General features: G+C 70.9%; 22 protein-coding genes and 2 pseudogenes. 17 read left to right on the forward strand and 7 right to left on the reverse strand.

Translation table 11 applies throughout. The features are described from left to right. The first annotated feature begins 20 nt into the window (after window positions 1-20). From AC3ENQ_RS08540 to AC3ENQ_RS08565, 6 genes and pseudogenes are all read left to right on the forward strand, one after another. Complete coding sequence (locus tag AC3ENQ_RS08540; protein WP_431803618.1) at window positions 21-1,118, forward strand: heme/hemin ABC transporter substrate-binding protein; 1,098 nt, start codon at window positions 21-23, stop codon at window positions 1,116-1,118. 167 nt (window positions 1,119-1,285) lie between these two features. Next, window positions 1,286-1,654: pseudogene (locus tag AC3ENQ_RS08545) on the forward strand (iron chelate uptake ABC transporter family permease subunit); the annotation flags it as partial. Between the two features lie 136 nt (window positions 1,655-1,790). Next, a complete protein-coding gene (locus tag AC3ENQ_RS08550; RefSeq protein WP_431803860.1) occupies window positions 1,791-2,063 on the forward strand; it encodes an ATP-binding cassette domain-containing protein in 273 nt (90 codons plus the stop codon). Beyond that, a complete protein-coding gene (locus AC3ENQ_RS08555) occupies window positions 2,060-3,241 on the forward strand; it encodes a hypothetical protein (RefSeq protein WP_431803862.1) in 1,182 nt (393 codons plus the stop codon). Before AC3ENQ_RS08550 ends, AC3ENQ_RS08555 begins: the two co-directional genes overlap by 4 nt. After that, on the forward strand, window positions 3,238-4,500 hold the full coding sequence (locus AC3ENQ_RS08560) for a hypothetical protein (protein ID WP_431803620.1): 1,263 nt from the start codon (window positions 3,238-3,240) through the stop codon (window positions 4,498-4,500). Before AC3ENQ_RS08555 ends, AC3ENQ_RS08560 begins: the two co-directional genes overlap by 4 nt. A gap of 88 nt (window positions 4,501-4,588) precedes the next feature. Continuing rightward, window positions 4,589-4,930, forward strand: coding sequence for a potassium transporter Trk (locus AC3ENQ_RS08565; RefSeq protein WP_431803622.1), 342 nt, complete (start codon window positions 4,589-4,591; stop codon window positions 4,928-4,930). A 30-nt stretch (window positions 4,931-4,960) separates the two neighbouring features. Here the strand turns inward: AC3ENQ_RS08565 and AC3ENQ_RS08570 are convergent, their stop codons facing one another. Beyond that, on the reverse strand, window positions 4,961-5,617 hold the full coding sequence (locus AC3ENQ_RS08570) for a zinc-binding alcohol dehydrogenase (protein WP_431803624.1): 657 nt from the start codon (window positions 5,615-5,617) through the stop codon (window positions 4,961-4,963). A 52-nt stretch (window positions 5,618-5,669) separates the two neighbouring features. On the opposite strand from AC3ENQ_RS08570, the gene purM reads away from it, so the two are divergent. From purM to AC3ENQ_RS08585, 3 genes are read left to right on the forward strand one after another with little or no spacing between them, the layout of a single operon-like run. Beyond that, entirely contained in the window at window positions 5,670-6,803 is a 1,134-nt protein-coding gene (gene purM, locus AC3ENQ_RS08575; RefSeq protein WP_431803626.1) for a phosphoribosylformylglycinamidine cyclo-ligase, read from the forward strand. Between the two features lie 42 nt (window positions 6,804-6,845). Further along, window positions 6,846-8,309, forward strand: coding sequence for an amidophosphoribosyltransferase (gene purF / locus AC3ENQ_RS08580; RefSeq protein ID WP_431803628.1), 1,464 nt, complete (start codon window positions 6,846-6,848; stop codon window positions 8,307-8,309). Continuing rightward, complete coding sequence (locus AC3ENQ_RS08585) at window positions 8,306-9,586, forward strand: MFS transporter (protein WP_431803630.1); 1,281 nt, start codon at window positions 8,306-8,308, stop codon at window positions 9,584-9,586. The genes purF and AC3ENQ_RS08585 overlap by 4 nt, the downstream gene beginning before the upstream one ends. A gap of 34 nt (window positions 9,587-9,620) precedes the next feature. Here AC3ENQ_RS08585 and AC3ENQ_RS08590 read toward each other — a convergent pair whose 3' ends face one another. After that, on the reverse strand, window positions 9,621-9,806 hold the full coding sequence (locus AC3ENQ_RS08590; protein ID WP_431803632.1) for a DUF3073 domain-containing protein: 186 nt from the start codon (window positions 9,804-9,806) through the stop codon (window positions 9,621-9,623). A 202-nt stretch (window positions 9,807-10,008) separates the two neighbouring features. Here AC3ENQ_RS08590 and AC3ENQ_RS08595 point away from each other — a divergent pair, with 202 nt between their 5' ends. Then, window positions 10,009-10,533: a universal stress protein gene (locus tag AC3ENQ_RS08595; RefSeq protein ID WP_431803634.1), complete on the forward strand. Its 525-nt coding sequence runs from the start codon at window positions 10,009-10,011 to the stop codon at window positions 10,531-10,533. Between the two features lie 56 nt (window positions 10,534-10,589). On the opposite strand, the gene AC3ENQ_RS08600 is transcribed toward AC3ENQ_RS08595, so the two are convergent. Together AC3ENQ_RS08600 and AC3ENQ_RS08605 are read right to left on the reverse strand one after the other, a co-directional pair. Next, window positions 10,590-11,213: a PadR family transcriptional regulator gene (locus AC3ENQ_RS08600; RefSeq protein WP_431803636.1), complete on the reverse strand. Its 624-nt coding sequence runs from the start codon at window positions 11,211-11,213 to the stop codon at window positions 10,590-10,592. Between the two features lie 155 nt (window positions 11,214-11,368). Next, window positions 11,369-12,205 (reverse strand): annotated as a pseudogene (locus AC3ENQ_RS08605) (DUF4097 family beta strand repeat-containing protein); the annotation flags it as partial. 150 nt (window positions 12,206-12,355) lie between these two features. On the opposite strand from AC3ENQ_RS08605, the gene AC3ENQ_RS08610 reads away from it, so the two are divergent. Then, the gene (locus tag AC3ENQ_RS08610; RefSeq protein WP_431803638.1) at window positions 12,356-13,117 is read left to right on the forward strand and encodes a MerR family transcriptional regulator; all 762 of its coding nucleotides are present in this window, start codon (window positions 12,356-12,358) and stop codon (window positions 13,115-13,117) included. Between the two features lie 97 nt (window positions 13,118-13,214). On the opposite strand, the gene AC3ENQ_RS08615 is transcribed toward AC3ENQ_RS08610, so the two are convergent. Beyond that, complete coding sequence (locus AC3ENQ_RS08615; protein WP_431803640.1) at window positions 13,215-13,373, reverse strand: hypothetical protein; 159 nt, start codon at window positions 13,371-13,373, stop codon at window positions 13,215-13,217. A gap of 139 nt (window positions 13,374-13,512) precedes the next feature. On the opposite strand from AC3ENQ_RS08615, the gene AC3ENQ_RS08620 reads away from it, so the two are divergent. The 5 genes from AC3ENQ_RS08620 to AC3ENQ_RS08640 all read left to right on the forward strand — a co-directional run bounded on the left by AC3ENQ_RS08620 (window position 13,513) and on the right by AC3ENQ_RS08640 (window position 19,126). Next, entirely contained in the window at window positions 13,513-13,782 is a 270-nt protein-coding gene (locus AC3ENQ_RS08620; protein ID WP_431803642.1) for a DUF7218 family protein, read from the forward strand. Then, a complete protein-coding gene (locus AC3ENQ_RS08625; RefSeq protein ID WP_431803646.1) occupies window positions 13,782-14,744 on the forward strand; it encodes a DNA topoisomerase IB in 963 nt (320 codons plus the stop codon). Before AC3ENQ_RS08620 ends, AC3ENQ_RS08625 begins: the two co-directional genes overlap by 1 nt. 169 nt (window positions 14,745-14,913) lie before the next feature. Then, entirely contained in the window at window positions 14,914-15,399 is a 486-nt protein-coding gene (locus tag AC3ENQ_RS08630) for a fluoride efflux transporter FluC (RefSeq protein WP_431803648.1), read from the forward strand. After that, a complete protein-coding gene (gene crcB, locus AC3ENQ_RS08635; RefSeq protein WP_431803650.1) occupies window positions 15,396-15,770 on the forward strand; it encodes a fluoride efflux transporter CrcB in 375 nt (124 codons plus the stop codon). Before AC3ENQ_RS08630 ends, crcB begins: the two co-directional genes overlap by 4 nt. 110 nt (window positions 15,771-15,880) lie before the next feature. Further along, a complete protein-coding gene (locus AC3ENQ_RS08640) occupies window positions 15,881-19,126 on the forward strand; it encodes an efflux RND transporter permease subunit (RefSeq protein WP_431803652.1) in 3,246 nt (1,081 codons plus the stop codon). A gap of 149 nt (window positions 19,127-19,275) precedes the next feature. Here the strand turns inward: AC3ENQ_RS08640 and AC3ENQ_RS08645 are convergent, their stop codons facing one another. Beyond that, window positions 19,276-19,908, reverse strand: coding sequence for an antibiotic biosynthesis monooxygenase (locus tag AC3ENQ_RS08645; protein ID WP_431803654.1), 633 nt, complete (start codon window positions 19,906-19,908; stop codon window positions 19,276-19,278). A 345-nt stretch (window positions 19,909-20,253) separates the two neighbouring features. Between AC3ENQ_RS08645 and AC3ENQ_RS08650 the strand changes: the two genes are divergently transcribed. Beyond that, window positions 20,254-22,212, forward strand: coding sequence for a DEAD/DEAH box helicase (locus tag AC3ENQ_RS08650; protein ID WP_431803656.1), 1,959 nt, complete (start codon window positions 20,254-20,256; stop codon window positions 22,210-22,212). 90 nt (window positions 22,213-22,302) lie between these two features. On the opposite strand, the gene AC3ENQ_RS08655 is transcribed toward AC3ENQ_RS08650, so the two are convergent. Continuing rightward, the gene (locus AC3ENQ_RS08655) at window positions 22,303-23,202 is read right to left on the reverse strand and encodes a VOC family protein (protein WP_431803658.1); all 900 of its coding nucleotides are present in this window, start codon (window positions 23,200-23,202) and stop codon (window positions 22,303-22,305) included. Between the last annotated feature and the right edge of the window lie 36 nt (window positions 23,203-23,238).

Here is a 23,238-nt window from a genome sequence, read left to right on the forward strand (position 1 = left end):
TAAGTACGGACAGGATACCGATGCCCCGACGGATGCCGAAGACCCTCGGCCTGCTTGCCGCGACGCTCGCCGTCGTGTGCGTACTGAGCGCCTGCAGCCCCACGGCGGGCGACGGCGCGGCCGAGGGCGCAGTGACGCCGGCCCTCGCCGACGTCACTCCGCTCGCCGATCCGCTGTCCTGGCACGGCCCGTCGACAGCCGTCGCGGCGTCCGCGGCGATCGACCCGATCACGGACGGTTCCCAGACCCTTCCGGCATCCGTCGTCGACGCCCAGGGCACACCAGTCACGGTCATCGACACGTCGCGCATTCTGACGCTCGACATCTACGGCTCGCTGTCGCGCATCGTGTTCGAGCTCGGGCTCGGCGACCAGGTCGTCGCGCGGGACACCTCGAGCGCGTTCCCCGAGATCGCCGATCTGCCGGTCGTGACCGAGAACGGTCACGACCTGAACGCCGAGGCGATCCTGGCGGCCGCGCCGACGGTGATCCTCACCGACACGAGTCTCGGCCCGTGGGACACCATCCTGCAGATGCGCGACGCCGGCATCCCGGTCGTCGTCGTCGATGCGCATCGCTCGCTCGACTCGATCGGCTCGCTCACCGAGCAGGTCGCCGCGGCGCTCGGCGTGCCGGAGCGCGGCGCGGCGCTCGCCGCCCGGACAACGGCCGCAGTCGACGACAAGATCGCTCAGATCGCCGAAATCGCACCGACCGACCCGGACAAGAAGCTGCGCATGATGTTCCTCTACGCGCGCGGGCAGTCCGGCGTGTACTACCTGTTCGGCGAGGAGTCCGGCGCCGACAGTCTCATCGAGGCGCTGGGCGGCGTCGACGTCGCCGGCGAGATCGGCTGGCAGGGCATGCGCCCCGTGACCGACGAGGCGCTCGTCGACGCGAACCCCGACCTGTTCATCATGATGACGAAGGGACTCGAGTCCGTCGGAGGGGTCGACGGACTCGTCGAGCACCTGCCCGCCGTCGCGCAGACGGATGCCGGTCGCCACCGGCGCATCGTCGACATGTCCGACACGACCGTCCTGAGCTTCGGACCGGCGGCCGCGAGCGTGCTGGATGCGCTCGCCGTGGCGGTGTATGCGCCGGAAGAGGCGCAGTGAGCGTCGTGACGCCCGCCGTCGTCGCCGAACCCGCGACGACGGCGCCGGTGCGCCGGCACTCCCGGAGGGGACTCGTTTCGGGCGTGTTCGTCGGACTGACGATCACCCTCGTCGCGCTCGCGGTCGTCTCGGCGGGCACGGGGCAGCTGACGATTCCGCCCGACCAGGTGGTCGGCGCGTTCGCCCGCGCCTGGAACGACGCCGTCCGCGCGATGGGGATGCCCGCACTGACGCTCCCGCCGGGAGCCGCGATGGAGCACGTCAACGGCGAGGCGACGCTGTGGCTCATCCGGATGCCGCGGATCTTCATGGCGATTCTCGTGGGGGCGACCCTCGCGACCGCGGGCGTCGTCATGCAGGGCGTCTTCCGCAATCCGCTCGCCGAGCCCGGCGTCATCGGCATCTCGTCGGGGGCCGCGGTCGGGGCGTGCTCTGCGATCGTCTTCGGACTGACGTTCCTCGGGCCGCTCACCCTTCCGACGCTCGCCTTCGTCGGCGGGCTCGTCGCGACGGTGGTCGTCTACGCATCCGCGAGGGCGGACGGGCGAACCGAGGTCGTCACCCTCGTGCTCACGGGGATCGCCGTCAACGCGATCGGCGTATGCGCAGGAATGCGCGATCGCCCTCCTCGACGAACCGACCGCGAGCCTCGACATCCGGCATCAGCATCGCGTGCTGGCTCGCACCCGTGCGCGGGTGGCCGCGGGCGGCGCGGCCGTCGTCGTGTTGCACGACCTGGGGCTCGCCGCCGCCTACGCCGACCGGATCGCGCTGCTCGACGGCGGCCGCATCATCGCCGCCGGCCCGCCTCGAGACGTGCTCGAGCCCGCTCTGCTGACGCGCGTGTATCGGCATCCGATCGACGTCATCGACGGCCCGCGAGGCACAGTGCTCGTGCTGGCCGCCACCCCCGAATCCGACGAGACCGAGGATCGCATCGCATGAACCATCTCTCCCGCACGACATTCGCCGCTCTTGCGGGCATCGCCCTGGTCGCCGGCGCCGTGACGGTGTCGTCACCGGCGTGGGCCGCCGCCGGCGTCACCGTCACCGGGCCGGACGGCTCGGCGACGGTGTCGGCGGAGTACGCGACCCAGGTCAGGGTGTCGGGCTCTGGGTTCCAGGCGATCCAGAACGGATTCGGGGGAATCTACGTCCTCTTCGGGTGGGTCGACGACGCGGCCGGCGGCGGCTGGCGACCCAGCCAGGGCGGCGTCGTCGGTGCGGACTATCGCTACGTGCCGGACGCGGAATCGGCGGACAACGCGGGGTACCAGCGATTCATCTCGTTCGCCGGCAGCCAGACCGAGAGCTCCGCGAACGGCGTGCTGGGGGCCGACGGTTCCTGGTCGATCGACATGGTCATCCCGGGGGCGCGGTTCGAGAGCCAGGATCTCGACGGCGGCGTGACCGCTGTCGACTGCCTGCAGGTCACGTGCGGGATCATCACGATCGGCGCGCACGGCGTCAAGAACGCGAACAACGAGACGTTCACCCCGTTGAGCTTCGCGTCGGCGCCGGCAGCCGACGCCGACGGCGGCGAGACCGCTACGGCTCCGGCCGGCGCGGCCGGAGCCGTGCGGCTCGGCGTCGAGACGACGGACATCGCCGCGGGAACCTCGGTCGTGTTCACGAGGCAGGGATTCGCGCCCGGTGAGCAGGTCGTCGCCTCGCTCGACGGCGGACTGACCGCGGTGGGACCCTTGACGGCGGGAGCGCAGGGCGAGGTGGCCGGGGCCCTGCCCGTTCCCCGCGACATCCGCAGCGGGACGCACCTGGTCACGCTCCGCGGGGCCGGGTCGGGAGCTGTCGCCGAGGCCGAGGTCGTCGTCACCGGCGGAACGGCGGCGACGCCTGCCGCGCCCGCCGAGGAGGTTCCGCAGTGGGTTCTCATCCTCATGCTGCTGTGCATCGTGCTCGCTCTGGCGCTCGTGATCGCGAGCATCGTCACCGCGATCGGCAGAGCACGCGCCAGGCGCAAACAGCGTCGTGCCGTCGGCGCCGCGCCGACGGAGGCCCCCGCACCCGGCGCGGTGGTCTCCGCGGCATCCGTGCCTGCGCTCGACGATCGCACGGCCGTCCTCCCGACGATGGATGCCGAGCAGGTCGGAGCCGGTCGATGATGCGGGCTCGCGGCATCCGCCGGCGAAAGCGATGCGCGCGCGGCCTCGCTGCCGCGGTCTTCGCGCTGGGCCTCGCGACGGCCCCGCTGCCCGCTCTCGCGGACGAGGGTCCGGACGACGTCATCGTGACCGTCCCCGAGGGCGAGGGCACCGCGGCGCCGGGAACGGGAGACCGGGATCTCGTCAACGCGCAGCTGCGCTGGGCGCTCAACGCCGAATCGGGAGGCGGAGCCTTCGCCCCCGGCACCTGCAACTTCCTGAGTGCGGGGATCGCGGGCGATTCGGGAGGCCCCAACTCGTGGACCGAAGGGCAGACCGATGCCGGCATCCCGCTCTATCGCACTCAAGACGGCGCCGTGCGCATCGAGAAGCCGACGGCGAGCGGCGAATGGACGGTCGCGAGCACCGCCAACCGGTGCCTCGACGCACAGGGCCGGCGCGTGACGACCGCCACGGCGAGCACCTCGGGAAACCAGGTCGTGATCGACCGCGGGGTCGGCACAGTCAGGGACGGCGCCCTGCAGCTGCGCTGGAGCGGCTCCTTCACCATCGTCTACTACAGCGGCATGACCTACTGGAGCGTCAGCGACCCCGTACTGACGCTCGACGCGCGCGGCGACGGGCGGCTCACGGGTACCGCGAGCGGCCACGGGGCCGACATGGACGATCACTCGAAGTGGGAGAAGCTCCCGTCGCGCGAGATCGTCCTCGCGGAGATCCGCGGCGCCGAGTCGGGCGCAGCCGCGGGCTTCGCTGTCACTCCGGCCTATCTCGGGGTGAGGATCGACACGCGCGCCGGAACGCCTCAGGTGACCTCGGGCCCGTCGTGGGGTGCCTTCCCGCAGTCGTTCGTTGACTTCCAGCAGCAGACCGGCCAGCACTCCTACTGGTATTCGAGCGGGGGTGCCGCCGACGCGAAGAAGGTTGCCGCGCCCGTGTACATCAGCTTCGACGCCGCAGCGCCCGTCACCGTGCCTCCGCCCTCGAGCGGCGAGGCGGCGCCCGCGACGGCCGCCCCCTCGAATCCGATCCGGATGCCGGCGGCTCCTTCGCCGGAGGCGGAGCTCGCCGCGTTCCTGGGCCCCGCGACGGCGCCCATCACGACGGAACCGCAGCGCGACGGCCTGGTGCCGGACGCGACGAGCGGTCTCCCGCCCCTCGTGCCGCCGTTGCTGGCTGCGGGCGCGGCGCTCAGCGTCGCGATCGTATCGACGATGAGCATGATGCGCGTGCTGCCGTGGCAGCGACGAGCGGGGTGACCGCGCGGCGGCCGGGGTCACCTCCTCATCCGTAGGGGGCGACCCCTGGCGGGTGGGGCGCCGTATCGGCGGGTGAGACAATGGACGGGTGACCGAGACGACCGCCCACCACATCGAGACCGCGCGCGTGCGCCGGAGCCCGCGGTACGCGGTGTTCCTCGTCGTGGGCGCGCTGCTCGGCATCCTCGTCGCGGCGATTCTGACCTTCGCGGTCGGTGACGGGGTCGACAAGAGCGCGACGACCGAGATCACCTATACGACGGGGCAGGTGTTCGGCTTCCTCGCCCTCGTGGGCATCGCGGTCGGCCTCGCCGTCGGCGGCATCGTCGCGCTGTTGCTCGACCGCTCCTTCTCGCGCCGCACGCGCGAGGTGCGCGTCGAGCACGAGCACGTCGAGCACGAGGACGAGCACGATCCCGCCGCAGGCTGAGCGCCCGCCCGCGCGCTGCCGCCGGCCCGCTCAGGCGAGCTCGGCGATGACGGGAGCGATCGCCGCGTCGAAGGCGACGATGTCGCCGCGCAGGCCGTCGGTGACCGCGACGGTGAGCGCGCCGATCCACCAGACGCCGCGCTGCTCGAACGGGAGCACCTGGACGTTCAGCTCGAACGAGTGCGCCCGGCGCCCGGCGGCGCGCTCGTGCTGCGCGATCGCACTGGCGTAGGCGCGGTAGGTCGATCCGCCCGAACGTGCCTCGGACTTCGCCCGCTCCTGATATCGCTCGGCCGCGCCCTTCGCGAAGGCGACGGCGGCCGGGCCGTGCGGAGCGACGGCCGCGGCCAGCTCGTCGAAGCCTTCGACGGGCAGGGCGACGTAGGTGTCGAAGCCGTCGATGAGGTCGAGGGGCACGGTCGATCGGTGCGCGAGGGGCTCGACGGTCATATCCCAATAGGTGCGCCACTGGCGCTCGAGCGCGTCGGCGAGCGCGTCGGCGTCGGCGTCGGCATCGGCGCCTCGGCTCTCGCCCTCACCCGGATCGGATGCCGTCGGCGCCGCGCCGCGCAGGTGCGGCAGCTCTTCGGGGAAGCGGATGCCCAGCGCCTGGCGCAGATACAGCGCGACGAGCACGGGGATGCTCGCATCCTCGCGCACGACCCACTCCGGTCCACCCGCCGCCATGCCGACATCCTAGGCAACCCCGGGCGCTGCGGAGGCCCGGTAGGCTGGTCGCGTGGCACAGGCCCCACAGAACCCCTACACCGAAGCCGGCGTCGACACTGCGGCGGGAGATCTCGCCGTCGAATTGATGAAGTCGGCCGTCCGGCGCACCCACGGACCCGAGGTGCTCGGCGGTGTCGGCGGCTTCGCCGGCCTCTTCGACGCCTCCGCACTCCGTGCGTACACGAAGCCCCTCCTCGCCACCTCGACCGACGGCGTCGGCACCAAGGTCGCGATCGCGCAGGCGATCGACAAGCACGACACGATCGGCCAGGACCTCGTCGGCATGGTCGTCGACGACATCGTCGTGGTCGGTGCGAAGCCGCTCTTCATGACCGACTACATCGCGTGCGGCAAGGTCGTGCCCGAGCGGATCGCCGACATCGTCCGCGGCATCGCGACGGGCTGCGAGCTCACCGGCACCGCCCTCGTCGGCGGAGAGACGGCCGAGCACCCCGGGCTTCTCGGCGTGAACGACTACGACGTCGCAGGGGCTGCCACCGGCGTCGTCGAGGCCGACCACGTCCTCGGCGCCGAGCGCGTCCGCCCCGGCGACGTCGTACTGGCCCTGGCATCCAGCGGCCCCCACTCCAACGGCTACTCGCTCATCCGTCACATCGTCGCGCGCGTCGGCGTCAGCTACGGCGCGTACGCTCCCGAATTCGGCCGCACGTGGGGCGAGGAGCTCCTCGAGCCCACGCGTCTCTACACCCTGCCGCTCCTGCGCCTGCTCAGCCAGCTGCGCGACACGAACGGGGGCGCCGTCCACGCGCTCAGCCACGTGACCGGCGGCGGCATCGCGGCGAACCTCGCGCGGGTCCTTCCGGTCGGCTCGTGGGTGGAGGTCGACCGTTCCACCTGGTCGCCGCCCCCGGTCTTCCGCGTCCTCGCCGACCTCGGCGGCCTCGAGCTGACCGCGACCGAGGGCACCTGGAACCTCGGCATCGGATTCCTCGCCGTCGTCGCCCCCGAGAAGGCGGATGCCGCGATCAGCGCGCTCGCCGAAGAGGGCATCGCGGCCTGGCCGGTCGGCGTCGTCAACGAAGGCCCGCGCCCGGACGATGACGGAGACCACTTCGAGCAGGGCGCCAAGGGCGTCGACGGCGGCGCCGTGCGCCTCGTGAGCACGTACTCCTCGGCGACATAGGCATCAGCGGCACAGGGCGCAGAAACGGACTCATCCACAAGAATGTGCGGAATCGTGGGCGTCGCCTCGCAGGCGAACGTCAACCAGGAGATCTACGACTCCCTCCTCCTCCTGCAGCATCGCGGGCAGGACTCCACGGGCATCGCGACGGCCGAGCCGAACGGCGTCTTCCACCTCTTCAAGGCGAAGGGTCAGGTGCGCGAGGCGTTTCGCACCCGCGACATGCGCGCCCTGCTCGGCAACATCGGCCTCGGACATGTGCGCTACGCGACGAAGGGCACCGCGTCGAGCGAGGAGGAGGCGCAGCCGTTCTACGTGAACGCGCCGTACGGCATCGTCCTCGTCCACAACGGCAACCTCACCAACACGCGTGAGCTGACGCAGGAGCTCTTCCGCACCGACCGTCGTCACCTCAACACGAGCTCCGACACCGAGCTGCTCGTCAACGTCCTGGCGAACGAGCTGCAGGCATCCATCTCGGGTCTCGAGCTCGACCTCGCGCAGATCTTCCAGGCCGTCTCGCGCGTGCACGACCGGGTCGAGGGGTCGTATGCGGCGATCGCGCTGATCGCCGGCTACGGACTTCTCGCGTTCCGCGACACCTTCGGCATCCGCCCCCTCATCCTCGGCACGCGCCTGCACGAGGACGGCCACTACGAGTGGGTCGTCGCGTCGGAGTCGCTCGTGCTCGAGAACGGCGGCTTCGAGGTCGTCCGCGACGTCGAGCCGGGCGAGGCCGTCTTCATCGACCTCGACGGCAAGCTCCACACGCAGCAGTGCGCCGCCGACCCGAAGCTCGTGCCGTGCTCGTTCGAGTACGTGTATCTCGCGCGGCCCGACTCGGTCATGAACGGCATCTCGGTGTACGAGGCGCGCCTGCGCATGGGCGACCGCCTCGCCGACACGATCGCGAAGTACACCCCCAAGAACAAGATCGACGTGGTCATGCCGATCCCCGACTCGTCGCGCCCCGCCGCGATGCAGGTCGCGCGCAAGCTCGGCATCGAGTACCGCGAGGGCTTCTACAAGAACCGTTACGTCGGCCGGACGTTCATCATGCCGGGGCAGGCGGTGCGCAAGAAGAGCGTCCGCCAGAAGCTCAACGCCATGTCGAGCGAGTTCAAGGGCAAGAACGTGCTTCTCATCGACGACTCGATCGTGCGCGGCACGACGTCGAAGGAGATCATCCAGATGGCGCGGGATGCCGGGGCGCTCAGCGTCACGTTCGCCTCCGCCGCCCCGCCGGTGCGCTACCCGCACGTCTACGGCATCAACATGCCCTCGCGGCACGAGCTCGTCGCGCACGGGCGGACGATCCCCGAGATCGCCGAGGAGCTCGGCGCGGACTACATGGTCTACCAGGAGATCGACGACCTGAAGGCCGCGATCCTCGAGGGCGCGCCCGATGTCGAAGACCTCGACATGAGCTGCTTCGACGGCCGCTACATCACCGGCACGGTCACCGAGGAGTATCTCTCCTGGGTCGAGGGCACGCAGGAGTCGTGACCTCCAGCGGTTCATCGTCGGCGCCGCGGCCCCTCTGGCAGGGACGCCTCCTCGCTTTCCTCGGGATCGTGCTCGTCGCGTTCTCGCTGCGGTCGGCCGTCGCGTCGCTCTCGCCGATCCTCGTCGAGGTCAACGCCGATTTCGCGGTGCCGAGCTGGGTCGTCGGTCTCATCGGGGCGGCGCCCCCGGTGTGCTTCGCGGTGTTCGGCATCGTGACGCCGGCGCTGGAGCGCCGGTTCGGTCTCGAGCGCCTGGCGGCGGCATCCATGGTCGTCGCCGGCCTGGCCATGCTGGGGCGTGCGCTCGTCGGCGACGCCGTGGGCCTGCTGCTCGTCACGACGGTGCTCTTCGCGGCGGTCGGCGTCGGGAACGTCGTGCTGCCGCCGCTGATCAAGCGGTACTTCCCGGACCGCACCGGGTCGATGACGGCGCTGTACTCGGCGCTTCTCGCGGTGGCCGCGTTCGTCCCGCCGCTGGTGGCCGTGCCCATCGCGGAGGCCGCGGGGTGGCGCATCTCTCTCGGCCTGTGGGCCGCGTTCGCGTTCGCCGCGATCGTCCCGTGGGTCACGATGCTGGCGGGGGCCGCGCGCACCGACCGCCGTGCCGGGGCTGCGCTCGCGGAGACCGACGACGACATCGACATCGACGAGCCGACCCCGCGGGTGCTCGGCCGCCTCGTCGGCGTGCCGCTCGCGTGGGCGCTCGCGGCGTCGTTCGCCGTCTCGTCGGCATCCGTTTACGCGTGCTTCGCGTGGCTGCCGACGGTGCTCGTCGAGCACGCCGGCGTCTCGCATGCCGCCGCGGGCGCCCTGCTCGCCCTCTTCGGAGCGCTCGGGATGCCGTGGTCGCTGCTCGTGCCGATGATCATCAGCCGCACCGGGCGCGTCGGCTTCATGTACGTCGGTGCGCTCGTCACCGGCCTCGCGGGTGCGCTCGGTATGGTGTTCGCGCCGACGACCGCGACGATCCTCTGGGTCGTGCTGCTCGGCGTGCCGCAGGGGCTCTTCCCGGGCGTGCTCGTGCTCATCCAGCGTCGCTCGCGGACGCACGAGGGCGCCGTGGCGCTGTCGAGCTTCACGCAGAGCGTCGGGTACGCGATCGCGGCGATCTTCCCGCTCGCGTTCGCGATCCTGCACGAGACGACGGGAGGGTGGGTCGCCCCGCTCCTCGTCCTCGGGGCGCTGTTCCTCGTGACGATCCCTGCCGGATACGTCGTGACGCGCACGCGCACGATCGAGGAGGAGTGGGAGAAGCGCAGCGAGCGCGCGTGGACGTGAGCGCGCGCCGATGATCAGAGGCGCGCGGCGATGATCAGACGCGCGCGGCGTCCTCGTCCTCGTCTTCGTCGTCGTACTGGTCTGCCCACTTGTCGACGTACGGGTCGTCCTCGTGGTGTCCCAGTTCCTTCTCGAGAGCGGAGTAGTTCACGTTGTACGTGTCGTACTTGAGTTCGCGAGCGATCTTGGTGTGCTTCGCCTTCTGACGGCCACGCCCCATGCGGGACCCCCTCATTTCTGACGTCACGGGCGGTGCGGCTGCTGCTCGCCCTCACCCGGTGCATTCGCGCCGCCGAGCGCTGTGATACGCCAGGCATCCGCGATCCGGCTCTTCAGCCGGGAAGAGTAGCATTCAGAATAACACGGGGCCCCCGGACCCTCGCGGTTCTCGGGACGAATGGCGCGAGCGGGCGGAGCGAAAGATGTCAGACGAAGCATCCGACGAGGTGCCCGCGGGCGCAGTCATCGTGGGAGCGATCCCCGATCAGCCTTCGCGCGTCCTCAAAGAGGGCGTGCGGTACGCGAAGCTGTTCGGCGCGCCGCTCATCGTCGCGCACGTCGACGTCACCCGATTCATCACCTATGAAGACCCCGACGGGTTCATCCAGTCGGCTCCCCTCGACATAGACGCGGCGACCGGCGAGGCGCAGCTGCAGAAGGTGCGGGCCCAGGCATCCGCCGTGCTCGATGCGGCCGACGTCGACTGGTCGGTGCGGCAACTCGTGGGCGACCCCGCGCTCGCGCTCAAGCACCTCGCCGAGCAGTCGCAGGCCCGCCTGATCGTCGTGGGGACGCGGCGGCGCGGCCTCGGCGAGTCGATCCGCGAGTTTTTCACCGGGTCGGTCGCCGCGCGTCTGGCGCACCGCCAGTCGCGCCCCATCCTGGTGGTACCGCTGGAGGACCCCGCCGCCGACGACGAGGCCCTCTGGCCCGACCCGCCCGCCTGACCGCCTGACCGCCTGTCCAGGCAAGCGAACGGGCGGTCAGGCAGACGACCGGCGGTTCAGCCGCGGAGCGAGCGGGTCAGCTCGGCGAGTGCGGTGTCGAGGTGACGGCTGAGGTCGTCGACCACGGATGCCACGATGACCCCGCCGTGCGCCAGATGGCTGCGCAGGTCGGCGCGGACGTTGGCGCGGAACTCGCCGACGAGGCCCTCGGCCCGGCGCAGCTGTTCGCGGGAGTCGGCGCGCGCGGCATCTTCCTGCATCGTCGCGCTCGCGGCGCGCTGCCGGGAGGTATCGCGGTCCGCCGCCGCTGCGGCGGCGAGGTCGGCGCGCAGACTCTTCATGGCTTCCTGCACGCTGCCGCGCACCTCGTCGGCGATGAGGCGGATGCTGTCGGCGAGGCCCGCCTCGATCCCCTCGAGGTCGCCGGAGCGCGCTGCGACCTCGGTGCGCCCCGCCTCGGTGATCGCGTAGACGGTCTTGCGGCCGTCGATGGTCTTTGTGACGAGGCCTTCCTCCTCGAGCTTCGCGAGCCGTGGATAGACGGTTCCGGCGCTCGGCGTGTAGGTGCCGCCGGTGCGATCGGAGAGCGCCTGCATGAGGTCGTAGCCGTGTCGCGGCGACTCGTCGAGCAGGCTCAGCAGGTAGAGCCGCAGGTCGCCGTGGGAGAAGACGGGAGCCATGCTCACGCCTCCCGTGCGGGGTCGGTCGGGTCGGTCTCGCTCTGCTCGGGCTGTGTCTGCCAGGGCTGGGCGGACTCGACTCCTGGCCCGGGCTCGGCCGACACGCTCTCCGCCGGCGCCGGATCGACGGCCGGTGCGGATGCCGCGGCATCCACCGCCTCGTCGGACGCACCCGACGGCACGGCGGCGCTGCGGCGGAGCACCGTGATCGCTCCCGACACCGAGTTCGCGCGCAGGTCGACGAAACTGCCGCTCAGCTCACCCACCGAGGCGACCCAGTTCGAGGGACCCGAACCAGACCGCGTCACGCCGTCGACGAGCAGGCGTCCGCTGACCGAGCGCAGGACGTAGTTGGCCGGGAGGTCTTCGTCGAGGCGCACCGTGCTCTCTCCCGAGACGGTGTTGAGACCGATGGCGTCGACGCGGCCCGCCGAGTCGACCATGATGTCGCCCGAGACGGTGTCGACGGATGCCTTCCGCACGGCGCCGATCGCAGCGACCGCACCGGAGACCGAGTTGGCGCTCAGGGTGCCGTCGAGTCCTCGGATCTGCACGTCACCTGAAACGGCATTCGCCGTCACGTCGCCCTGCATCCCGTCGACGATGATGTCGCCCGAGACCGTGTTGAGGCGCGCGCCCGAGACGAGGCCCGAGACGAGAGCGCTCGCCGACACGACGCCGAGGGTCAGCGCGATGCCGCGGGGGACCGCGACCGAAATCTCAGCCTTGGGCCCGCCCGAGCCGAAGTTCCGGAACACCTGCAGGAAGTTGTCCCACCGCAGCTGGGGGTGATCGATCTCGACGGTGTCGTCGGATGCCTCGATGCGCAGGTCCTGGATGGTCACGCTGTGCACTTCGATGCGGACGCCCGGCTCGTCGTGCCCGACGATGTCGATCTGGCCGCCGATGAGTCCGGCCTTGAGCTTGCGGATGTCGTCGAGGTCGATCACCCGGGTCTCGCCCGGCTTGATGAGCCACTTCTCGCGGGTCATGATTCTCTCCTTGTGTCAGGTTCGCGAATCGAGATATATCGCGATGGAGCGACCATAACACGATATATCGCGAGTTTGTCAAGATCCTCCCTCGCGCTGCGCAGATCGCGGCTTGACCTTGACGCGGCGTCAACCTTTACCGTGGATGACATGAACGAATGGTCGATCCAAGAGGTCGCGAAGATCGCGGGTACGACGAGCCGCACTCTGCGTCACTACGACGACGTGGGGCTGCTCGCCCCCACGCGCATCGGCGCGAACGGCTACCGCCGCTACGACAGTGCCGCGCTCGTGCGCCTGCAGCGCATTCTGCTGCTGCGAGAGCTCGGGCTGTCGATCCCGCAGATCGGCGAGATCCTCGCGCGGCCGACGGCCACCGAAGACGCGCTGACGCAGCACCTCGCGTGGCTGCGCAGCGAGCAGGACCGACTGACGCGCCAGATCGCGTCGGTCGAGTCGACCATCACCACACTGAAGAAAGGAGAGGAACCCATGGCGAAGGACATGTTCGACGGGTTCGATCACACCCAGCACAAGGACGAGGTCATCGAGCGGTGGGGCGAGGCGGCCTACGCCGAGTCCGACCGGTGGTGGACGGGCCTCGACGAGGCGCTGAAGGGCGATTTCGCCGCCCAGACAGCGGCGTTGAACGCCGCATGGCAGGATGCCGCAACGCGCGGCATCCCCGCCGCGGGCGATGAGGCGCAGGCGCTCGCCGGTCGGCACGTCGCGTGGCTCCGGAGCGTACCGGGCACGCCCGCCGCGACTTCGGGCGGCGACGTCGCGGGCTACGTGCGGGGTCTGGGCGAGATGTATGTCGCCGACCCGCGATTCGCGGCGAATTACGGCGGCGAGGCGGGGGCGGCGTTCGTCCGCGACGCGCTCGCCGCGTACGCCGACGCGCAGCTCTGAGCGAGTCGCGCAGCGGCGATTCGAAACGCCCGTACACGAGAAGAGGCGGCACCCCCGAAGCCAGGGGGTGCCGCCTCTGTCGTACGGTCGCGCGGCGTTACTTGTTGCCGCGGACGACGCGCAAGAGGAACGCGATCAGCGCGATGACGCCGACGATGATCGCGACCCACAGCAACCACTGCAGCGAGGCGTTCAGGCCGCTGACGATCGCGATGACGATCGCGACGATGATGATGATCAGGAGTGCGAGGTTCATGGGGGTGCTCCTTCCGCGGGGGACTCATGGGAGCTTGTCCCATGTCGTCACGGGCGTTGTGACATCCCGAACCTACCTGCTGCCTGAGAATCGGCTGACCCCCTTGCACCGTGACGATGATCTGCGATAGGGCCGGTGTATGCCCCAGAATCAGACCCCGTCGAGCCTCAAGGACCCGGAGCTCTACGAAGAGCTCCGCAAGGAGGGCGCCTCGAAGCAGAAGGCCGCCCGCATCTCGAACGCCGCCGCGCGCGACGGACGCAGCGCCGTCGGCAGACGGGGCGGGGCATCGGGGTCGTACCAGGACTGGACGGTGGCCGAACTCCGCGCCCGGGCGAAGGAACTCGGCATCACCGGCTATTCGGGAAAGCGCAAGGCGCAGCTCATCGAGATGCTGCGCGAGGACTGATGCCGCGCCTCAAGAAGGTCCATCCCGGCACCGACCCCGGCTTCCGCCGCACCCGCTCGGGTGACACCTTCCGCTACACCGACGCCGAGGGTGCCGCCCTGCCCGCGGCCGACCGCGAACGGGCGGTCGCCCTCGTCATCCCGCCCGCGTGGACCGACGTCTGGATCAGCGCCGCCCCGAACGGGCACATCCAGGCGACGGGCATCGACGAGGGCGGGCGCCTGCAGTACATGTACCACCCCGACTGGTCGGCGGGACGGGACAAGGGCAAGTACGCGCGCGCCCTGCAGCTCGCCGAGGCGCTGCCGCGTGCGCGCGGTCGCGTGACGGTGTCGCTGCGGCGCACCGACCTCGACCGCGAGCGGGTGCTCGCCACCGCGTTCCGGCTGCTCGACCAGGCGGCACCCCGTGTCGGGAGTGCGAAGTACCTCGCGAAGCACGGTAGTCGCGGCCTCACGACGCTGCGCCGGCGGGATGCCGCCGTGGCGGCCTCGGTGACGAGCCTGCGCTTCCTCGGCAAGAGCGGCAAGAGGCAGGAACTCGACATCGACGACGCCGAGCTCGCGATGGTGATCGAGCTTCTCGTCGCGGGCCGCCCCGCGGCGCCGCTGCTCGCCTACGTCCGGGGGCGCCGGCGGGTCTCGCTGACACCGAAGGACGTCAACGCGTACGTCCGAGCGATGACCGGCGGCGTCTTCACCGCGAAGGACTTCCGCACCCTCCGCGGCACGATCCTCGCCGCCGACGCGCTCGCCCGCATCGGCCCCGTGACGACGAAGACCGACCGCAAGCGCGCCGAGGTGCTCGCCGTGAAGGCGGCCGCCGCGGCGCTCGGCAACACGCCGTCGGTGGCGCGGAGCTCGTACATCGACCCGCGGGTCTTCGCCCGCTACAAGAGGGGCATCGTGCTCGATACGACGGTGTCGCCCGAGTCGGCGATCCGCACCCTCATCCTCGGGTGACGCGCGCGGGGCGCGGCGCGATCGAGGTGCCGGATTCTGTCGGCATCCCGTGCCCATACCGACGGATGCCGGCACCTCACGCGCCCGGCGCCGCGCGCCCGCCCCGCACGTGGGAAACCCGCCCGGCGGGTGCCGCGGCGATCGCCCGCCGCGCCGCTAGGGTGCGGTCATGACCCGCGCCGCCTGGTTCTCGCCGACGATCCTCGCGCTCGTCGTCGCGGGCGGCGCGCTGGGGGTCGCGGCGCGGGCGGCGCTCATCCTCCCGATCCCTCAGGGCGCGTATACCCAGGGCGCGTATACCCAGGGCGCGTATACCCAGGGCGCCCACCCGCTCGTGGTGCCCGCCGTGACGATGGCGATCAACATCGTCGGGTCGCTCCTGCTCGGCGTCGTCGTCGGTCGCCTGGGGGAGAGGCATGCGCACCTGCGCGCGTTCTTCGGCACCGGGGTGCTCGGGGGCTTCACGACCTACAGCGCGTTCGCCGTGCACGCGGTCACCCTCGGCAGCGCCAACCCGCTCGCGGGGCTCCTCCTCATGGCACTCTCCGTCTTCGGCGGGGCGCTCGCCGCGGCGCTCGGTCTACAGTGGGGACTCCGGCGGGGGAGCGGCGAGGTCCCGCCCGCCGACACGCCCGCCCCGGAGGATGCCGAGTGACGCCCCTCGAGATCGGCGCGCTCGTTCTCGGCGGAGGCCTCGGCGCGGGAGCCCGCTACATCGTCGACGGCCTCGTCACGCGCGGCCGGAAGGATGCCTTCCCCCTCGGCATCCTCATCGTGAACGTCATCGGGTCGTTCCTGCTGGGCCTTTTCACCGGCATTCCGCAGTTCACGGGGGTGTGGCTCGCGGTCCTCGGCACCGGCCTGCTCGGCGGCTTCACGACGTTCAGCGCCGTATCGGTGGAGTCCGTGCTCCTCGCGCGGCGCGGGCGGCGCGACTGGGCGTGGACCAATCTCCTCGGCACGCTCGGGGCGTGCCTGATCGCCGCGGCGCTCGGCCTGCTGATCGGCGGACTCTTCCCGCGCTGAGCGCGCGGCACCGCTTCTCGCGCATGCGAGAATAGCCTTCGATACATTCCTGTATCGAAGGCCGTCCGCCGCACCGCACCATCGCACCGCGCTCACAGCAAAGGTCTCCCGTGTCGAATCTCGCCGTCCTGAGCCTGAAGAACCGCGCGCTCATCGCGCTCATCACGATCGTCGCGGCGATCTTCGGCGGGCTGGCGCTCACGAACCTCAAGCAGGAGCTCATCCCCTCGATCGAGTTCCCGCAGCTGTCGGTGCTCACGACCTACCCGGGCGCCTCGCCCGACGTCGTCAACAACGACGTGTCGACCCCGATCGAGACCGCGATCCAGGGCATCCCGGGGCTCGAGTCGACGACCGCGACCTCCACGACCAACGCGTCGATCATCCAGGCATCCTTCACCTACGGCACTGACCTCGCGACCGCCGAGCAGAAGATCCTGCAGGCGGTGAACCGCATCAAGTCGACGCTCCCCGACGGCGTGGAGCCGAACGTCGTGTCGTTCTCGATCGACGACCTTCCCGTCATCGCGCTCGCCGTCACCGGCTACGACGACGAGGAGACGATCCAGTCGCAGCTCGAGACGAGCGTCATCCCCGATCTCGAAGACGTCGACGGCGTGGGCTCTGCCACGATCGTCGGCGGGCGCGGGCAGCGCGTCACCATCACCCCCGACCCCGCGAAGCTCGCCGCCGCCGGGTTCACGCAGAGCGCCATCACCGACGCGCTGGACCAGAACGGCACCCTGTTCCCCGGGGGGTCGGTCACCGAGGGCGATCAGACGCTCACCGTGCAGTCGGGCGCGAAGCTCACGACCGTCGACGAGATCTCGCAGCTTCCGCTCGTGCCTTCGACGCCCGAGCAGGTCGCCGGCGGCCCCGTCACGATCGCGGACGTGTCGACCGTCGCGCTCGCGCAGGACCCGGTCACCTCGATCTCGCGGGTGAACGGCGAGCCGGCCCTCACGATCTCGATCACGAAGCTCCCCGCCGCGAACACCGTCGACGTCTCGCGCGCGGTCACGGCGCTCCTGCCCGATCTGCAGGATGCCATCGGGACGAACGCCGAGTTCACCGTCGTCTTCGACCAGGCGCCGTTCATCGAGCAGTCGATCGAGGCGCTCGCCCAGGAGGGTCTGCTCGGACTCGTCTTCGCGGTGATCGTGATCTTCCTGTTCCTGCTGTCGGTGCGCTCGACGCTCGTCGCGGCGATCTCGATCCCGACGAGCGTGCTCATCACCTTCGTCGGCATCCAGACGTTCGGCTACTCGCTGAACATCCTGACCCTCGGCGCTCTCACCATCGCGATCGGGCGCGTCGTCGACGACTCCATCGTCGTGATCGAGAACATCAACCGGCACTACGTCGAAGGCGCCGACAAGGGGGCCTCGATCCGCCTCGCGGTGCGCGAGGTCGCCGCGGCGATCACGGCATCCACCATCACGACCGTCGCCGTGTTCCTGCCGATCGCGTTCGTCGGCGACGTGACCGGCGAGCTCTTCCGACCCTTCGCCCTCACCGTCACGATCGCGATGCTCGCCTCGCTGTTCGTGTCGCTGACGATCGTGCCGGTGCTCGCGTACTGGTTCCTCAAGCCCGGCAAGGCCCCGAAGGATGCCGACGGCAACCCCATCGACCCGGAGGATCCGGCCGCCCCGCCCACGCGTCTGCAGCGCGGCTATCTGCCGGTGCTCGGCTGGACGCTCACGCACTCGTGGACGACGCTCCTCATCGCCGTGCTGGTCCTCGCCGGCACGCTCGCGGCCGCGCCGTTCATGAAGACGAACTTCCTCGGCGACAGCGGCCAGAACACGTTCACCGTCACGCAGGAACTCGCCCCCGCGGCGAGCCTCGACGCAGAGGATGCCGCGGCGCAGCGCGTCGAAGAGGCGATCCTCGGGGTCGACGGCATCACGACGGTGCAGACCTCGATCGGGTCGAGCGGGTCCGCGGTGCGCGACGCGTTCTCCGGCGGGTCGTCGGGCGTCACCTACTCGATCACGACCGATGCGTCTGCCGACCAGGAGCAGGTGCGCCAGGACGTGCAGGATGCCGTCGAAGCGCTCGACGACGTCGGCACCATCACGGTCGCCGCGGGCCAGGGCGGGTTCGGATCGAGCGACATCGAGGTCGACGTCACCGCCCCCGACGCGGACGCCCTGCAGACCGCGACCGATGCCGTGGCCGCCTCGCTCGACGGCAAGGACGGCATCGGCCAGGTGACGTCGAACCTCTCGGCATCCCTGCCCTACGTCGCCGTCACCGTCGATCGTGACAAGGCCTCGGCGCTCGGTCTCTCGGAGGTCGCCGTCGGCGCGCTCGTGTCGAACACGATGCAGCCGCGCCAGGTCGGCACGGTCGAACTCGACGGGCGTGCCGTCACCGTGTACCTGCAGGCCGAGTCGGTGCCCGACACGATCGACGCGCTGAAGGCGCTCGAGATCCCGACGGCGACCGGCCCGCTGCCGTTGTCGGAGATCGCCACGGTCGAGGAGAGCCAGGGCCCGACCTCGATCACGACGCAGCGCGGTCAGCGCACGTCGACCGTCACCGTCACCCCGACGACCGACGACCTGAACGCCGCCTCGGCGACGGTCCGCACCGCGCTCGACGACGTCGAGCTGCCGACCGGAGCCGACGCCGAGATCGGCGGCGTGCTGACGCAGCAGCAGGATGCCTTCAGCCAGCTCGGCCTCGCGATGCTCGCGGCGATCCTCATCGTCTACATCGTCATGGTCGCGACCTTCAAGTCGCTCCGCCAGCCGCTGCTGCTGCTCGTCTCGGTGCCGTTCGCCGCGACGGGCGCGATCCTGCTGCAGATCGCGACCGGGGTGCCGCTCGGCGTCGCGTCGCTCATCGGTGTGCTGATGCTGATCGGCATCGTCGTGACGAACGCGATCGTCCTCGTCGACCTCGTCAACCAGTATCGCGAGAAGGGTCTGTCGACCCACGACGCGACGATGGCCGGTAGCGCGAGGCGTCTGCGCCCGATCCTCATGACGGCGCTCGCGACGATCTTCGCCCTCACCCCGATGGCCCTCGGAATCACGGGCCACGGCGGGTTCATCTCGCAGCCCCTCGCGATCGTCGTGATCGGCGGCCTCATCTCGTCGACGTTCCTGACGCTCCTCGTGCTGCCGACGCTCTACAACCTCGTGGAGGGCGCGAGCGAGCGCCGCGCCGCGCGGCGGGCGGCCCGCGAGGGTGATGGTGCGGCGGCGGGCTCGGATGCCGACGACGCGGGCGACCACGGCGCGACCTCGGACGGCGACGCGACCTCGGAGGGTGCTGTGACCTCGGCATCCACCGCCCAGCTGCACCCCCGCCGGGCCCGCCGCCGGGCCCGCCCCGCGGACTGACCCGCGCCTCGCCCGCGCGCCCGCGCCCGTCGCAGATTCCCGCACCCGTCGCAGATTCGGAGATGCGTCACGGATTCGGACGCGGATGCCCAAGGCATCCGAATCTGTTCACCATCTCCGATTCTGTGACGCGTGGGCGCGTGCGGGGCTCAGCGTCGCCGGGGGCGCAGGAGCCAGGGGCGGAGCATGGTGGTGATCCAGGGGAGCACCCAGAACACCATGATCGGGGTGAAGATCAGGGTGCTGACGGCGACGCGGAGGGGCAGAGGCCACGCGGCGAACGTCGGAACGAACAGCAGCAGCCACGTGCCGACGAGGTTCACCGGGAAAAAGCCCAGCCAGATGGCGACGGCCTGCTTCCACGGCGGGGGAGCGGGCAGGAGGGGTTCCTGGACGGGGCCGGTCGCGGGGATGTCGGAAGCGTGCGCGGACGCCGCGGGCGACTCGACGCTCGTCGCGAACGGCGCGTCGAACCACCCCTCGATGCCCGTCCGGCGCTCGACCCGCACCTCGCGCGCGAACGCACGGCCCGAGTCGAGCCACCAGGTGCGCTGGCCGGAGGTCTCCCAGGCTTCGAGCGTCTCGAGATCGCGGAAGCGATACAGCATGTACCAGTGGTCGCTGTCTTCGCCCGTGCGCACCCACCCCGACCCGAGGAAGCCAGGGAAGTGCGCGGCGAGATCGGTGCCGGCCTGCATCCAGCTGGTTGCCTCGACGGTGCGCGACGGGTCGATCCGGCGTTCGATCGCGACCGTGATCGGATGCAGGTCGGTGGTTGTCATCTGACCATTGTGCGCGTTCATTGTTGCGTGCATGTTGCAGGATGCCCAAAACTGCGTGTCGCGGTTGCGCGAATCGCCCTCTCGGGACCCGGCTCAGGGTGAGTGCCCAGGCATCCCCAGTAGACTGGGCAGGTCGGCTCTGGACACCGCGCGCGAGCGCGGCTCGGGCAGTGAGTGCTGTGTGTAGTCCACGGGGCCGATGGTGAGCGCCGTTCGGCGCGCATGAACCATCACTGTGAATGGCCCCCGGCCGACGATCGTCCGGGTTGTCCGCACGCGCCCCACCTCATCGGAGGGCGACGGGTGGGCGCTGTTCTCGCACGAGAAACCCAGAAGGACACCACCATGCCCAAGAACAAGAAGCCGGCCGGCGGCCGCGCCCAGAGCTTCGAGCCGCGCTACGGCGCGAAGAAGACGTCGTACCAGGATGCGAAGCGTCGCCCGGGACAGTCGTCCGCCGGAAAGCCCGGCTCGAGGAGCCCCAGCCACCGCGGATACCGTCCCGACGCGACCGACGAGCAGACCCCCGCGAAGAAGCAGCGCTGGAGCGCCCAGGAGCGCGCGGGCCGCGATGAGGCCCGGGGCATCCGCACCCAGGCCCACGGCGACCGCACGAGCCGCGACGACCGTCCCCGCCGCGACGACCGTCCGGCCCGTTCGTACGATGACCGCCCCGCGCGGAAGTACGACGACCGTCCGGTGCGCTCCTACGACGATCGTCCGGTTCGCAACTCCGGAGATTCGGCGCGCGGCGGCCGTGACGGGGGTGCTCGGGGCGCTCAGGGCCGGGATTTCCGGAGTTATGAACAGCGCCCGGCTCGCTCCTACGACGGCCGCCCCCGCCGCGACGACCGTCCCGCCCGGAACTACGACGACCGCCCGGCGCGGAAGTTCGACGACCGTCCCGCCCGGAAGTTCGACGACCGCCCCGCTCGCTCCTTCGACGGCCGCCCCCGCCGTGACGACCGTCCCGCCCGCGGCGACCGTCCGACCTACGGCGGCAACCGGTCCGACTGGCACGCCGACGCGAAGGCCGAGGAGAAGCGCCGCGCCTACGAGGAGCACGCCGACACCGTCCACGAGAAGCTGCAGGCGCAGGCCGTCGAGGCCGTCGAGGTCGCGGATGCGACGTTCTCGTCGCTCGGCCTCGGTGACAACATCGTGCGGACGCTCGGTGAGCTCGGCGCGGCATCCCCCTTCCCGATCCAGGCTGCGACGATCGGACCGATCCTCGCCGGCGCCGATGTGCTCGGGCGCGGCCGCACTGGCTCGGGCAAGACGATCGCCTTCGGCGCTCCGCTCGTCGAGTCGATCCTCCGGGGTCAGGCCGGCAAGCGCCGCGAGTTCGGGCGCAGCCCCAAGGCTCTGATCCTCGCGCCGACGCGCGAGCTCGCGCTGCAGATCGACCGCACGATCCAGCCGATCGCGCGGAGCGTCGGCCTCTTCACGACGCAGGTCTACGGCGGAGTGCCGCAGGCGCGTCAGGTCGGTGCGCTCAAGAAGGGCGTCGACATCGTCATCGGCACGCCCGGCCGCATCGAAGACCTCCAGGAGCAGGGCAAGCTCGACCTGTCGGAGATCCGCATCGTCGTGCTCGACGAGGCCGACCACATGTCGGAGCTCGGCTTCCTCGAACCGATGCAGCGTCTCCTCCGCCTCGTGCCGCAGGATGCCCAGAAGCTGCTCTTCTCGGCCACCCTCGACCGCGAGGTCGCGGCGCTCGTCGACGAGTTCCTCGTCGACCCGGCCGTCTACGAGGTCGCCGGTGAAGATCAGGATTCGGGGACGATCGACCACCGCGTGCTCGTCATCGACCACCGTGACAAGGCCGAGATCCTCACGGAGCTCGTCGACCGCGAGGGGCGGACCCTCGTCTTCGCCCGCACGCGTGCGTACGCCGAGATGCTCGCCGAGCAGTTCGACGACGCCGGCATCCGCGCGGTGGCCCTCCACGGCGACCTCAACCAGGCCAAGCGCACGCGCAACCTCGAGAAGCTGACGTCGGGGCGTGTGAACGTGCTCGTCGCGACGGATGTCGCCGCCCGCGGCATCCACGTCGACGACATCGACCTGGTCGTCCAGGCCGACGCTCCCGACGAGTACAAGACGTACCTGCACCGCTCCGGTCGCACAGGGCGTGCGGGCCGCAGCGGCACCGTCGTGACCCTCATCACTCGTCAGCGCCGCCGGCGCATGACCGAGATGCTCGACCGCGCCGAGATCGACGCGCCGTTCGAGGACGCCCGCCCGGGCGACGAGCTGCTGCTCGAACTCGCCGGTGTGCAGGTCGACCCGACCGCCTGACCTCCGGCATCCGCCGCTCGCCCCGCGTTCGTCGACCTCTGCGGCCGGAGCGCGGGGCGACGGCGTTCACGGGCCGCGGAGTGAGCCGACTCAGGACCGCGGGGCGAGCTGACTCACGATGAAGGCGTTCCCCTGCGGGTCGCGGAGTACCGCCTCGAGCGTCCATTCGGTGTCGGTGCGCGAGACGATCTCGCCGCCGAGGCGCTCGGCGACGAGCGCGGACTCGTCGCGGTCCGCGACGGCGAACCGCACCCACCACCCGGGGGCGGGTTCGTCGTCCGTGCTCTCGAAGATCTCCGCGACCGCGTCGGCGAAGCCCTCGGGCGCGAAGCTCTGCCGCTCGTGGATGCCGGGATCCACCGTCGACGCCAGGTGCGCGCCGTAGCCGGGCAGTCGGATCCTTCCCGCGGCGAGGCCGGGGTCGTACTCCCAGCCCCAGACGGTGGAGTAGAACCCCATCGAGGCGGGGATGTCCGGGGTGACGAGGTCGCTGAAGTTCCACGCGCCGGGTGCGTTGACGACCTGCGCGCCGGGATGGGCGCGGGCCTCCCAGAGTCCGAACACGGCGCCGAGGGGGTCGGCGCAACGCGCGCCCCGGCCGAAGGGGCTCCCGGCATCCGGCAGCTCGATGAGCGTGCCGCCCGCCGCCTCGATGTCGGCGCACGTCTGCTCGATGTCGTCGGTCGCGATGAACGAGACCCACCCGTGCGGCGCCTCGGCGCCCGGCTCGGACCGGGCGGAGAGGGCGAGCGCCGCGACGTCGGCGCGTGGGCCCGGGGCATCCGCGCCGTCGAGCCGCGCGAACAGATACGCGGCGGGCTCCGTCGGGATCGCGCTCGCGTACGTCCAGCCGAACAGGCCCGCGTAGAACGCCGCCGCGCCGGCCGTGTCGGGCGTGTCGAGCTGCACCCAGCACGGGACGCCCGTCGGATAGGTGCGCTTCTCGTCGTCGCCCATGATCGGCCCCTTCTCGGTCGGTGTGGGGGTCATGCTCGGTCGGATCAGGCGTCATCGTAGGCGGCTGTC

It is taken from the genome of Microbacterium sp. bgisy203 (assembly GCF_057706945.1).